The sequence below is a fragment of the Cellulomonas taurus genome, from assembly GCF_012931845.1.
Lineage (GTDB): Bacteria > Actinomycetota > Actinomycetes > Actinomycetales > Cellulomonadaceae > Cellulomonas > Cellulomonas taurus.
The window spans coordinates 2,570,058-2,584,745 of sequence record NZ_CP051884.1 but is presented as its reverse complement, the minus strand read 5'-3'; the positions used below and the strand labels follow the sequence as shown (position 1 = coordinate 2,584,745).

At 73.0% G+C, this 14,688-nt stretch carries 13 protein-coding genes; 5 read left to right on the top strand and 8 right to left on the bottom strand.

What is annotated here, in order from left to right:
- Positions 1-225 precede the first annotated feature (225 nt).
- A complete protein-coding gene (locus HGK68_RS11940; protein ID WP_169166161.1) occupies positions 226-474 on the bottom strand; it encodes a WhiB family transcriptional regulator in 249 nt (82 codons plus the stop codon).
- 392 nt (positions 475-866) lie between these two features.
- Between HGK68_RS11940 and HGK68_RS11935 the strand changes: the two genes are divergently transcribed.
- Positions 867-1,265, top strand: a complete 399-nt coding sequence (locus HGK68_RS11935) for a hypothetical protein (protein WP_246260331.1) — start codon at positions 867-869, stop codon at positions 1,263-1,265.
- 139 nt (positions 1,266-1,404) lie between these two features.
- On the opposite strand, the gene HGK68_RS11930 is transcribed toward HGK68_RS11935, so the two are convergent.
- The 4 genes from HGK68_RS11930 to HGK68_RS11915 form a co-directional block, all read right to left on the bottom strand.
- A complete protein-coding gene (locus HGK68_RS11930; RefSeq protein ID WP_169166160.1) occupies positions 1,405-4,044 on the bottom strand; it encodes an ABC transporter permease in 2,640 nt (879 codons plus the stop codon).
- Positions 4,044-4,829 carry an ABC transporter ATP-binding protein gene (locus HGK68_RS11925; protein ID WP_169166159.1) on the bottom strand — a complete coding sequence of 262 codons (786 nt, stop codon included), beginning with the start codon at positions 4,827-4,829 and terminating at the stop codon, positions 4,044-4,046. The genes HGK68_RS11930 and HGK68_RS11925 overlap by 1 nt, the downstream gene beginning before the upstream one ends.
- A gap of 109 nt (positions 4,830-4,938) precedes the next feature.
- Positions 4,939-5,652: a response regulator gene (locus HGK68_RS11920; RefSeq protein WP_169166158.1), complete on the bottom strand. Its 714-nt coding sequence runs from the start codon at positions 5,650-5,652 to the stop codon at positions 4,939-4,941.
- A gap of 10 nt (positions 5,653-5,662) precedes the next feature.
- Positions 5,663-6,928: a sensor histidine kinase gene (locus tag HGK68_RS11915; RefSeq protein WP_169166157.1), complete on the bottom strand. Its 1,266-nt coding sequence runs from the start codon at positions 6,926-6,928 to the stop codon at positions 5,663-5,665.
- 152 nt (positions 6,929-7,080) lie between these two features.
- On the opposite strand from HGK68_RS11915, the gene HGK68_RS11910 reads away from it, so the two are divergent.
- Positions 7,081-7,773, top strand: a complete 693-nt coding sequence (locus HGK68_RS11910; protein ID WP_169166156.1) for a response regulator transcription factor — start codon at positions 7,081-7,083, stop codon at positions 7,771-7,773.
- Positions 7,774-7,776: 3 nt separating this feature from the next.
- Positions 7,777-9,087 carry a HAMP domain-containing histidine kinase gene (locus HGK68_RS11905; protein WP_169166155.1) on the top strand — a complete coding sequence of 437 codons (1,311 nt, stop codon included), beginning with the start codon at positions 7,777-7,779 and terminating at the stop codon, positions 9,085-9,087.
- Between the two features lie 47 nt (positions 9,088-9,134).
- Here the strand turns inward: HGK68_RS11905 and HGK68_RS11900 are convergent, their stop codons facing one another.
- The gene (locus HGK68_RS11900) at positions 9,135-9,737 is read right to left on the bottom strand and encodes a GtrA family protein (RefSeq protein WP_169166154.1); all 603 of its coding nucleotides are present in this window, start codon (positions 9,735-9,737) and stop codon (positions 9,135-9,137) included.
- Between the two features lie 81 nt (positions 9,738-9,818).
- On the opposite strand from HGK68_RS11900, the gene HGK68_RS11895 reads away from it, so the two are divergent.
- Together HGK68_RS11895 and purE are read left to right on the top strand one after the other, a co-directional pair.
- On the top strand, positions 9,819-10,964 hold the full coding sequence (locus HGK68_RS11895; RefSeq protein WP_169166153.1) for a 5-(carboxyamino)imidazole ribonucleotide synthase: 1,146 nt from the start codon (positions 9,819-9,821) through the stop codon (positions 10,962-10,964).
- On the top strand, positions 10,961-11,509 hold the full coding sequence (gene purE / locus HGK68_RS11890; protein WP_169166152.1) for a 5-(carboxyamino)imidazole ribonucleotide mutase: 549 nt from the start codon (positions 10,961-10,963) through the stop codon (positions 11,507-11,509). The genes HGK68_RS11895 and purE overlap by 4 nt, the downstream gene beginning before the upstream one ends.
- Before the next feature lie 47 nt (positions 11,510-11,556).
- Here purE and HGK68_RS11885 read toward each other — a convergent pair whose 3' ends face one another.
- Positions 11,557-12,537 carry an LCP family protein gene (locus tag HGK68_RS11885; protein ID WP_246260329.1) on the bottom strand — a complete coding sequence of 327 codons (981 nt, stop codon included), beginning with the start codon at positions 12,535-12,537 and terminating at the stop codon, positions 11,557-11,559.
- Positions 12,538-13,304: 767 nt separating this feature from the next.
- On the bottom strand, positions 13,305-14,612 hold the full coding sequence (locus HGK68_RS11880; RefSeq protein ID WP_246260326.1) for an LCP family protein: 1,308 nt from the start codon (positions 14,610-14,612) through the stop codon (positions 13,305-13,307).
- Between the last annotated feature and the right edge of the window lie 76 nt (positions 14,613-14,688).

Sequence of the window (14,688 nt, the reverse complement as noted above, 5' to 3'; positions counted from 1 at the left end):
CGGGCGGAGTGCCGATCTCGGGCGCCAAGTGCCGATCTCGGGCGCGCGCTGCCGATGTCGGACGCGGACCGTCGACCTCGGGCGCGCGCTGCCGATGTCGGGCGCGGACCGTCGGCCTGGGGCGCGGACTGCCGACGTCGGGCGCCAGATGCCCGCCAGCACGCACGATGCCCGCCGCCCCCGAGGGGGTGACGGGCATCGTGGATCCGCGTGGAGGGCGGAAGTTCAGCTCGCGCGGCGCTGCCGGGCGGTGCGGCGCTTCAGTGCGCGACGCTCGTCCTCGGACAGTCCGCCCCAGACGCCGGCGTCCTGGCCGGACTCCAGTGCCCACTTCAGGCAGGTGTCGACCACATCGCACCGACGGCAGACGGCCTTCGCCTCTTCGATCTGCAACAGGGCGGGGCCGGTGTTACCGATCGGGAAGAAGAGCTCCGGGTCCTCGGTCAGACACGCGGCCTCGTGGCGCCAATCCATCTCGAACACTCCTTGCACACAGGGGGAGCCGCCACCGAGGGGGGCAGGGACGGCTGGCGCAAACGGACACGACCGACTCACGACAGGGAAGCGTGGGGGGCGTGAGCGTCGGCGCTCGGGATCATTGCTGCATCAAGGTTCACACGGCGACCGAGCAGCGCACAAGGGGTTACGCGGAGGTTTCTGGCGCGTAACGGTTGAGGCGTCGGTCACAGCTGTGTGGGTCCGGTACGCCTGGTGCGCACGCTACCGCGCCCCGGGTCGCGGACACCAATCCGGCTGCGGGTCGTCCCGGGTGCTGGGACCCAGGTCCCGATTCGGGCGCCGGATCCGCGCGGTGAACGGGGTCTCACCCGGGACCACGGTCCTGGTTCGCCAGTAGGGTCGGGCGGGTGAACCGACCCGAACGTCCCACCCCCGTCGTCGTGCTGTGCGCCCTGCTGCTGGTCGAGGTCCTCGCGCTGGTGGCGGCGGCGGTCGCGTCGGTGGTGATGATCCTGCGGGGGAGCGAGCTGCCGGGTCCGCTGGTGTTCATGGCGGTGATGGCGCTGGGCATCGGTGCCCTGCTGGTCGCCGCGGCGCGCAGCCTGTGGCAGGGCGGTGCTCGATGGGCCCGGTCCCCGGTGATGTTCTGGCAGGTGCTGCTGATCGTGCTGTCCCTGGGCTGGATGGGGGTCGACGGCAGTCTGTGGACGGTGCTGGTGTTGCTGCTCGCCGTGGTCTGCGCGGTCACCCTGGTGTTGAAGCCGGTCGTCGCCTGGACGCTGCCGCGCCCCACCTCGGCCGACTGACCGGTCAGTCCAGCCCAGGCGGGTCTCCCGGCGCCCGTCAGTCCGGTCAGGGGGGTCGTCCCGCCGCGCCGCACCACAGGCTCCGCACAGCACGATGCCCCGGCCCGCACCGGGCCGGGGCATCGTCACCTGCCGACGGTCACGCCTCCGCGAGAGCCGCCACCGGAGGCGTGCGGGCCGCCGACCGGGCCGGGATCACCGAGGCCAGCACCCCGGCGGCCAGGGCGATGAACAGCACCAGCCCCAGGTCGGACCACGGGACCGACAGCGAGACGGTCCCCACCATCGACAGCACCGAGGCGACCCCGGCCCAGCCGTAGAGCAGACCGAGCAGAATGCCCGCCACCGCCCCGACACCGGCGATCAGCACACCCTCGATCGCGAGCGACGCCCGCAACTGCCGCCGGGTCAGACCCAGTGCCCGCAGGGTGGCCGACTCCCGACGCCGTTCGATCACCGACAGCGACAGGGTGTTCGTGACGCCGACCAGGGCGATGACGACGGCGACACCCAGCAGCCCGATCACCACGGCGAGCACCGTGTCGATCGCCCGCTGGTAGTTGGCGCGCTCCACGGCCGCGCCGTTCACCGGCACCGCGGTGGTCAGGAACCGGTTCTGGATCTCCTGCAGGACGGTGCCGGAGTCGTCGACGCTGCTCACCGTGGCCCAGATCTGGCTGGGTTCGGCGTCGAAGCCCAGGACATCGGCGGTGCCCGGGGTGATCAGGGCCTCCCAACCGTCCAGGGACTCGATCCGGACCGTGCGGTCCACCGACTCGTCGCCGCGGGTCAGGGTGACGGCGTCGCCGTCGTCGACCCCCACGCTGCGGGCGAAGGAGAGCGGCAGGACGATGGTGTCGTCGGTGATGCCGGCGGCCAGGTCGGTGTTCCGCAGCAGCTCGTCGGCGGCGTCGGTGGACACCACCATCGTCTGGATCGCGGAGCCGCCGACGGTGATGTCCTCGGAGACCACGGTCCGGGCGGCGGCGACACCGGGGGTGTCGGCGACCTTCTCCAGCGCACCGGCGGGCAGCGGCGCGTACTCGACGTTCCCGGCGGTGTCGATCGTGGCGTCGCCGCCGACGGCGATGTCCACCGGGTACCGGCTGTCCAGCTCGTGGTCGAGGGTGGTCCGGGCGCTGACGGCACCCGTGCTCATCATCGCGACGAGGGTGACGCCGATCAGCAGGGCGGTGCTGGTGGCGGCGGTGCGGGCCGGGTTGCGACCGGTGTTCGCCGCGGCGAGCCGCGCCGGCATGCCCAGGCGTCCGGTCAGCGAACCGACGGCCGAGACCAGCCTCGGCATCCAGAAGGTCGCGCTCACCAGCAGGCCGATGAAGGACGCCGCCCCGCCGAGCAGGGACAGGCCCAGGCCGCCGAGGTTCCCCAGCTTCGACACGATCGTCACGCCGGCTGCCAGCAGGCCGACGCCACCGATGATCAGGAGCAGGCTGAACACCAGGCGCACCCGGCCGGCTCGGCTGCGGGCGGCCGGTGCGTCCACCGGGCGCAGCGCGGCGATCGGTGCGACCCGGGTGGCGACCCGGGCCGGGGTGAGGGCGGCGATCACGGTGACCAGGACGCCGACCAGCAGCGGGACCAGCACGCTGACCGCGGTGATGTCCGCCGACTGCGGCACCGGGAACGGCAGGTTGGCGCGGCCGAGCACCCAGAGGGTGATCTGCACCAGACCGGTGCCGACCACCAGGCCGGCCACCGAGGACACCAGGCCGAGGATCGCCGCTTCGAGCAGCACCGATCCGCGGATCTGTCCGCGGACGGCTCCGACGCAGCGCAGCAGCGCCAGGGTCCGGGTGCGCTGGGCGACCAGCACCTGGAAGGTGTTCGCGATCACCAGTCCGGCGACCAGTAGCGCGATGGCGGCGAAGGACAGCACCACCGCGGTCACCGGTCCGGCTCCGTCGCTCCCGCCGAGCGACTTCTCGGCCGCCTCCTGACGGGTGTAGACGCCCGCGGCGCTGTCGTCCTGGCCGTCGGCGCCGATCACGGACTCGATCGAGCCACGGACGGCACCGGCGTCGGCGTCGTCGCGCAGGGCCACCATCGCCCACCGCGTGCCGCTGGCGGACAGCACCGGCGCGCCGTCGACCGCTTGCTCGGTGGAGGTGGCCCACACCAGGGTGTCGTGCAGGGTGGCCTCGGCGGCCCCGCCCACCGATGCCCAGGCGGAGTTCGGGTCGTTGGTCAGGCCGACCAGGGTGACCTGCTCCTCCCGGGGCACGGTGATGAGGTCGTCGCCGGTCGCGGCAGCGGTCGCGGTCGTGGCGGCGGTTCCGGCGTCCGTGGGCTCGGCCCAGGCGTAGTACCGGACCGTGAGCGTGTCGCCCACGTCGACGCCCAGCCGCTCGGCGGTGTCGGCGGGCAGGGAGAGCTCGCCGTCCGCGGCCGGGAACGCGCCCTCGGTGATCCGCTGGCTCTGCAGCCGGTGCGAGCTGGGCACCGGGATGACCGTCTGGCTGATCGCGGAGTCGCCCACGCTGAACTCGATGCCGGACGCCTGCACCTGGGGGTCGACGGCCGCGATCCCGGGCAGGGCACGCACGGCGGCGATGTCCTCGTCGGTGAGGTCGCCGCCGCCCCGGATGATCAGGTCGGCGTCGCCGAAGGAGGCGGTGATCGAGTCGGTGCTGATCGAGGCGATCGCGCTGCCGGCCAGCAGGGAGGCGGCGACGAAGGCGGTGCCGATCAGGACCGCGATCCCGGCCGCGGCCAGTCGGCCGATGCTGCGGCGCATCTGCGCCAGGGTGAGCCGGAACATCAGGCACCCACCGCCGGCGTGGTCGTCTCCAGCTGGCGCAGCGCGTCCAGGCCGGTCAGGACGGCCTCCGGGGTCGGGTCCTGGATGTCGCCGGCGATCCGGCCGTCGGCGAGCAGCACCACCCGGTCGGCATAGGCCGCCGCCGCCGGGTCGTGGGTGACCATGATGATCGTGCGACCCAGCTCGCGGACCGAGCGGCGCAGGAACGACAGCACCTCGGCCCCGGACCGGGAGTCCAGGTTGCCGGTCGGCTCGTCGGCGAAGATCACCTCGGGCTTGGCGATCAGCGCGCGGGCGATGGCCACCCGCTGCTGCTGACCGCCGGACAGCTCGGAGGGGCGGTGACCGAGTCGCTCGCCGAGTCCGAGCGTGCCGACCAGGGTGTCGAACCAGGCGCGGTCCGCCTTCTGCCCGGCGAGCTCCAGCGGCAGCAGGATGTTCTGCTCGGCGGTGAACATCGGCAGCAGGTTGAACGACTGGAAGACGAAGCCCACCCGGTCGCGGCGCAGCCGGGTCAGCGCGTCGTCGGAGAGCTGGGTGACGTCGGTGTCACCCAGGTAGGCGGCACCGGAGCTCGCGGCGTCCAGCCCGGCGAGCAGGTGCATCAGGGTGGACTTGCCGGAGCCGGAGGGCCCCATGATCGCGGTGAACTGCCCCGCGGCGAAGTCCACATCCACTCCGGCCAGCGCATGCACCTCCGCCGCGCCGGAGCCGTAGGTCTTGGTCAGTGCCCGAGCTCGGACCGCCGGGCGGGCGTCGGTGGTGCTGAAAGCGGAAGTGTCCATACCCAGGACGCTACGGATCCGACCGCCACCCGGTCGTCAGCCCGGGGTCCGGACCTGATGTCATCCCGGGGTCGGACCCCGGAGGGCCCGGTGCCGGAGGCCGGGTGGATCAGCTGCCGGGGACGATCAGCCCGGTCTCGTAGGCGACCACCACCGCCTGCACCCGGTCCCGGGCGCCGAGCTTGGCGAGCACCCGGCCGACGTGCGTCTTCACGGTGGCCTCGGCGACGTACAGCTCGGCGCCGATCTCGGTGTTGGAGCGGCCACGGGCCATCAGCACCAGCACCTCACGCTCACGGTCGGTCAGGCTGGCGAGCGCCTCCTGGGCCGCCCCGGCCTCCGGCTGTTCGGCGGGCAGCGCGGTGACCAGGTGTTCGAGCAATCGGCGGGTGGACGAGGGTGCGATCACCGCGTCGCCGGCGTGCACGGTGCGGATCGCCTGCAACATGTCCTCGGGCGGCGCGTCTTTGAGCAGGAAGCCGCTCGCACCGGCGCGGATCGCGCTCAGCACGTACTCGTCCAGGTCGAAGGTGGTCAGCACGATGATCTTCGGCGCCGGGTGCTCCGGGGTGGCGGAGTCGATGATCCGGGCGGTGGCGGTCAACCCGTCCATCTGCGGCATCCGGACGTCCATCAGCACCACATCCACCGGGCCGAGGCTGCGGGACTGGGGCGTACCGGGCATCAGGGCACGGACCGCCTGGTCGCCGTCGCCGGCCTCCAGCACCACGTCCAGGTCGGGCTGGGAGTCGATCACCAACCGGAACCCGGCCCGCACCAACTGCTGGTCGTCGACCAGGCCGACCCGAATCACGTCGCTCATGCCGGTCAGCCTAGGTGGCCGAGCCGGTGGGCAGCGGCAGCTCGGCCCGGACCCGGAAGCCGCCGCCGGGTCGCGGGCCGCTGCTGACGGTGCCGCCGAACATCGCCGCGCGCTCGCGCATGCCGAGCAGCCCGTGCCCCAGCCCGTCCGACTCGGCGGAGGCGCCCCGGCCGTCGTCGGAGATCTCCACCACCAGGGACCGCACCCCCCACTGCACCAAGACGGTGACCGACGGCTCCGGCCCGGCGTGCTTGAGCACGTTGGTCAGCGCCTCCTGGCAGATCCGGTACACCGTCAGGCCCATGCCGGGCGGCAGCCGACGGGCGGTGCCCATCCGGACCAGCGAGGCGCGCACCCCGCTGCCCCGCACCTGCTCGATCAGCTGCTCCACGTCGTGTTCGGCCGGTTGCGGGGTGGAGGGAGCCAGCTGGGACACCGTCGGCACTGTCGGCCCCGTCGGCACTGTCGGCACCGAGCCGGTGCGCGGGTCCGGGTCCTCGCGCAGCACGCCGAGCAGGCGGCGCATGTCGGCCAGTGCCGCCCGTCCGGTCTCGGCGATCGTGGTGAGCGAGCGCGTCGCCGCCTCCGGGTCCGCGGCGGCGGCGTATCGACCGCCGTCCGCCTGCGCGACGACCACGGACAGCGAGTGCGCCACGATGTCGTGCATCTCCCGGGCGATCCGGGTGCGCTCGGCGGCGGCGGCGATGGTGGCCTGCTGGTCGCGTTCGACCTCCAACCGCTCGGCGCGGTCGCGCAGGGTGGCGATCAGCTCCCGACGGGATCGGCGGGTCAGGGCGAAGGCCCAGGTGGCAACGCAGAGCGCGATGCCGAACCCGCCGATCAGGATGCTGATCCCGATCGCCTGTTCGATGCCGCCGACGCCGCCACGCGCGGCCAGCCAGCCGAACACCAGGCCGAGCCCGCCGCAGCCGACGACGGCCGCGATGATCGCCGCCCGGTGCGCCCAGACCGGGCCGAAGATGGTCACCGAGTACAGCGCGATCAGCACGGAGAGCGTGCCGGGGAAGACGATCGGCCCGTTGGTCGGCAGGCTGAGCAGCCCGGCGGCGTACACCGTCACCACCGAGGTCACGGGGGTGCGCCGCCGCCAGCCGAGCGGCAGCCAGAACCCGGCGGCCAGCGCCACGTCGATCCACCGGCCCTGGATGGCGAAGGCGATCGACAACACGATGGGCGCGCTGAGGAACACCACCAACAGATCGATGGCGAATCCGTGGCGGTCCTGCCACTGCGTCACTCGCTCCCACCAGCTCACGCGGAGAAGGGTAGGCAGGCTCGCGCGATGGGCGCGTGCACCCCTGGTCGGACCGGCCCCGCGACCCCGGTCGGAGAGGCACACCGCGGCTCGACCGAATCCATGCCCGATCTGGCAGTGTCCAAGACCGTTTCGTGACCTAACATGGCGCAATGACCCAGGTGCTGTTGGCTGAGGACGATCCCGCGATTGCCGAGCCTTTGGCGCGTGCCCTCGGCCGCGAAGGTTACGACGTGCGTGTGCAGGGCACCGGCCAGGGTGCCATCGACCGGGCCTCCGAGGCCGACCTGGTGGTGCTCGACCTCGGGCTGCCGGACATGGACGGGCTCGACGTGGCCCGGGCGATCCGGAACCAGGGGCTGACCACCCCGGTGCTGGTGCTCACCGCCCGCGCCGACGAGGTCGACCTGGTGGTGGGCCTGGACGCCGGGGCCGACGACTACGTGACCAAGCCCTTCCGGCTGGCCGAGCTGCTGGCCCGGGTGCGCGCGCTGCTGCGCCGCACCGGTCAGGACCCGACCGAGGAGGAGGAGCTGCGCGGCCAGGACGTCCGGGTGGACGTCGCCGCGCACCGGGCGTTCCAGGGTGAGCGCGAGCTGCACCTGACCGCCAAGGAGTTCGACCTGCTCCGCGTGCTGGTGGGTTCGGTGGGCACCGTGGTGGCCCGGGAGACCCTGATGCGCGAGGTGTGGGGCTCGGACCCGACCGGCTCGACCAAGACCCTGGACATGCACGTGTCCTGGCTGCGCCGCAAGCTCGGCGACGACGCCAGCTCGCCGCGCTACATCAGCACGGTGCGGGGGATGGGCTTCCGGTTCGAGACCGGAGAGGGCCAGCGGGGCTGACCCGTGCGTCGCCGCGTCCTCCAGGCCACCATCGCGGCCGTGACCGTGGCGGTGGTGCTGCTCGGCTTCCCGTTGGCGTTCATCGGGGCGCAGTACATCCGCGAGACCGAGGTCTCCCAGTTGCAGACCCGGGCGAGTGACGTCGCCCGGATGATCGACGGTCGCCTGGCCGAGGGCACGCCCCTCTCCGACGCGATGCTGGAGCCCTATGTCGAACGGGACGGCACGTCGGTGTCGCTGTACGTGGTGACCGAGGACGGTGCCCGGTTCCAGGCCGGACCCGAGGTGCCCTCGCGACCGGAGACGGTGACGGTGACCTCGGCCAGCGGTGCCCGGGTGACCCTCTACGCCGAGTGGTGGGACCTGTTCCTGCTCAGTGGTCGGGTGGTCGGCCTGGTGGTCGCCGCGGCACTGGTGGCCTTCGCCGCCGGGATCGCGATGGCGATCTGGCAGGCGAACCGGCTCGCCGCCCCGCTGGTCTACCTGGCCGCCTCCGCCGAACAGCTCGGCTCCGGGCAGGTCAGGCCGCAGCTGGAGCCCTCCGGCGTGGAGGAGATCGACCTGGTCGCCGCCGAACTGGCCCGGTCGGCGGACCGGATGGCGGGTCGGCTGGCCGCCGAGCGGCAGTTCGCCTCGGATGCCTCGCACCAGCTGCGCACCCCGCTGACCGCCCTGTCCATGCGGCTGGAGGAGATCATGCTCGCCACCGACGACGAGGAGGTCCGGGAGGAGGCGCGCATCTCCCTGGAGCAGGTGGAGCGCCTGGTCCGGGTGGTCGACGACCTGCTGACCAACTCCCGCCGGGCGCAGGGTGGCACCACCGAGGCGGTCAGGCTGCTCGACGTGGTGCACCAGCAGGAAGAGGAATGGCGGCCCACCTTCGAGGCGGAGGGTCGTGAGCTCAGGATCGAGGTCGACCCGCGGGTCCAGGTGCTGGTCACCCCCGGTGCCCTGGCACAGGTGCTCGCGACCCTGATCGAGAACTCGTTGCGGCACGGCGGCGGCACCACGACGGTGCGTTCCCGCGAGGGGGCGTCCCGGGCCGTCGTGCTGGAGGTCGCCGACCAGGGCGAGGGCGTGGACGACGATCTGGCACCCCGGATCTTCGAGCGGGAGGTCACCAGCGGGAAGGGCACCGGACTCGGACTCGCCCTGGCCCGTGACCTCGCGGCGGGCGACGGTGCCCGGTTGGAGCTGGCCCAACGCCGCCCGGCCGTGTTCGCGCTGTTCCTGACCGGCGTGCCCAAGGCGATGGACCCGGATGTGGTCCTGCCGCGCGGCTCGGTGATCTCACCCCGCACCCGCCGTCGCTGATCCGTTCTCCGCGCGCGGGGGAGGGGACCGTCCGTGGTGGCGGCCGGTCAGTCCTCGGTGGCGCGGTGGATGGTGTCGGTGACCTGGGCGGGGGTGATGCCGATGATGTCGATCACGTGCGGGGCGGCTGCCTGCTGGCCGATCTCCGCCAATTGGGTCGGCAGGGTCGCGGTGCCGGTGAACACGAACGCCTTGTAGCCGAGGTACCGCACGATCGTGCCCAGGACGATGCCGATGATGTTCGCGATGTTGTCCGACCACGGGCCGGACAGCCCGAGCACGTAGTGCGAGAACGCCAGCGCACCGACGGTGATCGCGATGCCGACCACGTTGATCGCGACGAACAGCCCGAACTCACGGCCCTGCCGCGCCGAGCGCTGGTCGGCGAAGGTCCAGTACCGGCTGCCCAGGAACGACACCACGGTGGACAGGATCACCGCGACGATCCGGGCGGTGATCGGCTGTTCGCTGAACAGGGCCACCGGCCCGAAGCGGAGCAGGTTGTAGGTCCCGAGGTCGACCACGAAGGCGACCGACCCCACCGAGCCGAACCGGGCCAGCTCCACCACCCGTGCGCGCAGCGTGTCGTTCCACCGGTCCCGGAACGTCCGCTGCGGGCGCGGACCGTCGAGGAGGGAGCCGGAGGTCATCCGCTCACCGTATCCCGGCAGGCTGAGTGCGGGCTGAGCGAAGGTCCCGGCCGGGCGGTCGCGTCGACTAGGGTCTGCGACGTGACAGCTCCCGTGGTGGCAGTGGTCGGTGGTGGGCAGCTCGCCCGCATGATGGCACCCGCGGCGACGGCGTTGGGCCTGCACCTGCGGGTGCTGGTCGAGGACGCGGTGTCGTCGGCGGCGCAGGTGGTGGTCGACGCCCCGGTGGGCGCGGCCGGTGATCCGGTGGCGGTCGAACGGCTGGTGTCCGGCGCCGCCGTGCTCACCTTCGAGCACGAGCACGTGCCGAACACCCTGCTGACCGAGCTGGGCGACCGCGGGGTGTCGGTGCAGCCCGGGCCGGACGCCCTGGTGCACGCGCAGGACAAGATCGTGATGCGCACCCGGCTGACAGCGCTGGGCGTGCCCTGCCCGCGGTGGGCGGCGCTAGACTCCGCCGCCGACCTGTCGGCGTTCCTGGACGCCGCGACCGGTGAGCGTGCCGCCGTGGTGAAGACCGCCCGCGGGGGCTACGACGGCAAGGGTGTCCGCGTGGTGCGCGACGCCGCCGAGGTGGACGACTGGTTCGACGCCGCATCGGCCGGCACCGGGGCGCCGCTGCTGGCAGAGGAGCTGGTGCCCTTCACCCGGGAGCTCGCGGTGCTCGTCGCCCGTACCCCCTCCGGGGAGGTGCGCACCTGGCCGGTGGTCGAGTCGGTGCAGCGCGACGGGGTGTGCGCCGAGGTGATCGCGCCGGCCCCGGGGCTGGACCCGGCCACGGCCGCGGCGGCGGAGCGGATCGGCCGCACGGTGGCCGAGGGACTGGGCGTCACCGGCGTGCTGGCGGTGGAGCTCTTCGAGCTGCCCGGCGGCGGGCTGCTGGTGAACGAACTGGCGATGCGTCCGCACAACTCCGGGCACTGGACCATCGACGGCGCGGTGACCAGCCAGTTCGAGCAGCACCTGCGCGCGGTGCTCGACCTGCCGCTGGGTGACACCGCCGCCCGGTCGCCGTGGACGGTGATGGTCAACGTGCTGGGCAGCACCCGCGAGGCGCTGACCGACGCGCTGCCGCTGATCGACCCGCGGGTCAAGGTCCACCTGTACGGCAAGGCGGTCCGGCCGGGCCGCAAACTCGGTCACGTCACCGTCAGCGGCGACGATCTGGACAGCGTGCTGGCCGACGCCCGGCGCGCCGCGAACCTGGTGATGGGAGTGGACGCATGACGCAGCCCCTGGTCGGCATCGTGATGGGCTCGGACTCGGACTGGCCGGTGATGGCCGATGCCGCCGAGGCGCTGGCCGAGTTCGACATCCCGGTCGAGGTCGAAGTGGTCTCCGCGCACCGGCAGCCGGACAAGATGGTCGACTACGGCCGGAGCGCCGCCGAGCGTGGCCTGCGGGTGATCGTCGCCGGGGCCGGGGGAGCGGCGCACCTGCCCGGGATGCTGGCCGCGGTGACCCCGCTGCCCGTCGTCGGGGTCCCGGTGCCGCTGGCCCGGCTGGACGGACTGGACTCGCTGCTCTCGATCGTGCAGATGCCGGCCGGCGTGCCCGTGGCCACGGTGTCGATCGGCGGAGCGCGGAACGCGGGTCTGCTGGCTGCCCGGATCATCGGCTCCGGCACGGACGAGGTCGCCGCCCGGGTGCGGACGGCGATGCTGACCTTCCAGGACGATCTGCGGGCGCAGGCGGACGCCAAGGGCGAGAAGCTGCGCGCCCGGCACGGGCAGGGCAGCACCGGGCCGTCGATCGGCTTCGGCAGCCGCTGACCGTCGCACGCCGGCGCGGCTGCGGGTCGGCGCGCGCCCAGCGCCCCTCAGGAGCCGGGCAGGCCGCCGTACACACCCGGGGCGAGCTCGCCGTCCCGGATCTGCGCGAAGAACGTCGGTGTCTGGTCCGGGTCGAGCAGGACCGTGGAGCCGACACCACCGGGCCGGTAGTCCAGGCTCTTGATCGGCGGGGTGCCGGTGATCCCGCCCTCGCCGCCGGCCGCCCGGAATGCGAGGGCGAGCTTGGCCATGTCGACGATGTCGGTGCCCTCGCTGGTGGTCAGCGCGCTGGTCCCGGCGTCGATCAGGGAGATCTGGCGATTCGGGTTGAGCAGGGTGCCCGGAGTGGCGACGGCCTGGGTGACGGCGCTGATCAGCTGGCGCTGTCGCTGGCCACGGCCGATGTCGCCGGTCGGGTCGGAGTAGCGCATCCGGGCAAAGGCCAGCGCCGTCACGCCGTCCACGGTCTTGCATCCGGGCGCGTCCCACATCAGGCCGGAGTTGGCGTCCTGCACCGGGAAGGTCAGCACCGAGTCGTCCAGGCAGAGCTGCACGCCGCCGACCGCGTCGACCACGCCCTCGACACCGGCGAAGCCGATCTCCACGTAGTGGTCCACCGTCAGGCCGGTGAGCTGCTCGACCGTCTTGACCAGCAGCGGCGCGCCGCCCCAGGAGAACGCGGCGTTCAGCTTCCCCGGCGAGTTGCCGGGGATGTCGACATAGGTGTCCCGGGGCAGGGAGATCAGGGCGGGCGGGCCGGAGTCGGGCACCTGGAGCAGCAGGATCGTGTCGGTGCGGGCACCGACCGTCTCGGTGTCCTCGATGGCACCGTCGGCCCGGGAGTCGGAGCCGGTGAGCAGATAGGTCTCGCCGGGGGTGTTCGCCGCACCCGAGAGGGCGTCGACGTGCTGGATCTTGCCGTTGGCCCAGAAGGCGAGGCCGACCGGCCAGGCGATCACCAGCACCAGCAGCAGGACGACCACCAGGGCGATCCGGCGACCCAGATGCCGCTTCCGGCGGCGGGGCACGGGGGCGAGGCCGTCGGCGTCAGCCGAACCGCCGGGGCGTCCGGCACCGGGGTGTCCGGCGCCGACGCGTGCGGAGCCTGGGCGGGCCTGAGCCGACCGGCCGGGCCCGGCCGGGGTGTTGCGGCGCGGGGACGCGGGCATGACCCGGGTGCCGCCATCGGCCACCTCGGAGGCCGCGTTGACGGAGCGGGGTGTCGACCCTGCGACCCGGCGCGGCGGGTCAGCAGCGGCGGAACCTGCGACCACCCCTGCGGCACCTGCGGCGCGGGCACCACCGGATCGACGTCCGGGTGTGCCGGGGGAATCGCCGCTGACCGGCACCGCCGAACCACCGGAACGGGCCGACGTGCGCGCACCGGCGGGACGGTCCTGCGCGGCACCGTCCGACCGTCGGGGCGTGAACGAGGCGGGTGACCCGGCGGGCGCTCGATCGCTCCGGGACGCTGCCCGGTCGGGGTCCGCACCGGATCGACCGGTCCTGCCGGCGGCCGACTCCGGGACGGATCGCCCGTCACGTGGCGCCGCCTGCGCGTCAGCCGACACGGGTCGGCGCACACCGCTCTCCGGGGTGGCGGGCCGACGTGCGCCGGCCCGCACCGGCGAGGCGGGCCGCTGGGGACGTCCGGCGGCCCGCGGCCGGTCAGCCCCCGAGGGGCCGACCGGGGTGGCACCGTCGGCAGCGGGCCGTCGTCCCGAGTCGGACGGCGAGAAGCTCGGCGGGACCGAGCGGTCCGGCGTGGAGTCGTCCCCGGGGCGGCGTGCCACGATCAGCCGCAGACCGCGGTGACGTCGTTGGCAGTGAAGGTCTCCTTGCCCGCCTGGCGGGTCTCCTGCGGGGCCGGGGTGTTCTCCGTGCTCGGTGCGTCGGTGGCGGGGGCTGCCGGGTCCACGGCGGGGGCGTCAGTGGTGCCGGTGTCGGTGCCGGTGTCACCGGTGGCGGCGTCCGCGGCCGCATCGGCGGAGGCGTCGTCGCCGACCCCGGTGAGCATCGGGCGGTCGTTGGCGATGTTCGCCCAGATGGTGTCCGCGTCGTCGGTCCACACCACGCGGTTCTTGTCGCTCGGCGCGGTCTTGAACGGGATGGTCATGAAGGAGATGTTGTCACTGCTGATGCCCCGGAGGCTGGCACCCAACGCGGCCATGTCGGTGATCGAGGAGAATCCGCTGTCCACCGAGAGTGACGCGGTGGCCTGGTCCAGGAAGCGGATCAGCTGGCCGACATCGGTCAGCAGGTTCTTGGACAGCAGCTCCCGCATCACCGCCGCCAGCAGCTCCTGCTGCCGGCCGAGGCGGTTGGTGTCCGAGCCGTCGCCGACCCCGACCCCGGTGCGGGCACGGGCGAAGGCGAGCGCCTGGGTGCCGTTCAGGGTCTGGTTGCCCGGCTCGAGGTACAGGCCGGCCTTGGGGGCGGACATCTTGTTCGGGATGCACATGTTCACGCCGCCGATGGCGTCGATCATGTTGGTGAACCCGGCGAAGTCCACCACCACGAAGTGGTTGATCGGCACCCCGGTGTTGGTCTGCACGGTGTTCCAGGTGCAGGCGGCGGCGGAGGCGACGTCACCACCGTTGTCCGCGCCGATCGCGAAGGCGGAGTTGAACATCGCGTTCGACTGCGCCCGGGTGGTGCTGCCGTCGGTCATCGTGCAGGACGGGATGTCCACCAGGGAGTCGCGGGGGATCGAGACCAGCTCGACCCGGGTCCGGTCGGCGGAGATGTGCGCCACGATCGAGGTGTCGGAGCGCATGCCGTCGACGTGACCGCCGATCGCCTCGTTCTCCCCGTCCCGCTCGTCCGAGCCCAGCAGCAGGATGTTCACCGCCTGACCGGCGTTGGGGTCGGCGGGGGTGTCGTCGGTGGGGGTGGGCTGCGGCAGCGTCTCGACCAGGCCCTCGATGTTCGAGCTGGCGATGTTGCCGTTCAGCGTCTGGTAGATCGCCGCCGCGCCGGAGATGCCGAAGGCCATCAGCCCGACGGCGGTCAGGGCCACGCCGCGCAGCACGCGGTGACTGCGGCGGAGCCGCCCGTGGCGGATGGCGCGCGGGCGTGCTGAGGCTGCGTGGCGGTTGGTCACGCGGATGAGCATAGGAGGCCAGGAGGGCGCGGCGACGGATCAGCGGCGCGAAGCTGGTGAAAGGACTGTGCAGACC

Coding starts and splice junctions, on each gene's coding strand:
- HGK68_RS11940 (WP_169166161.1), bottom strand. CDS start 474: ATGGATTGGCGCCACGAGGCCGCGTGTCTGACCGAGGACCCGGAGCTC.
- HGK68_RS11930 (WP_169166160.1), bottom strand. CDS start 4,044: ATGTTCCGGCTCACCCTGGCGCAGATGCGCCGCAGCATCGGCCGACTG.
- HGK68_RS11925 (WP_169166159.1), bottom strand. CDS start 4,829: ATGGACACTTCCGCTTTCAGCACCACCGACGCCCGCCCGGCGGTCCGA.
- purE (WP_169166152.1), top strand. CDS start 10,961: ATGACGCAGCCCCTGGTCGGCATCGTGATGGGCTCGGACTCGGACTGG.
- HGK68_RS11910 (WP_169166156.1), top strand. CDS start 7,081: ATGACCCAGGTGCTGTTGGCTGAGGACGATCCCGCGATTGCCGAGCCT.
- HGK68_RS11900 (WP_169166154.1), bottom strand. CDS start 9,737: ATGACCTCCGGCTCCCTCCTCGACGGTCCGCGCCCGCAGCGGACGTTC.
- HGK68_RS11920 (WP_169166158.1), bottom strand. CDS start 5,652: ATGAGCGACGTGATTCGGGTCGGCCTGGTCGACGACCAGCAGTTGGTG.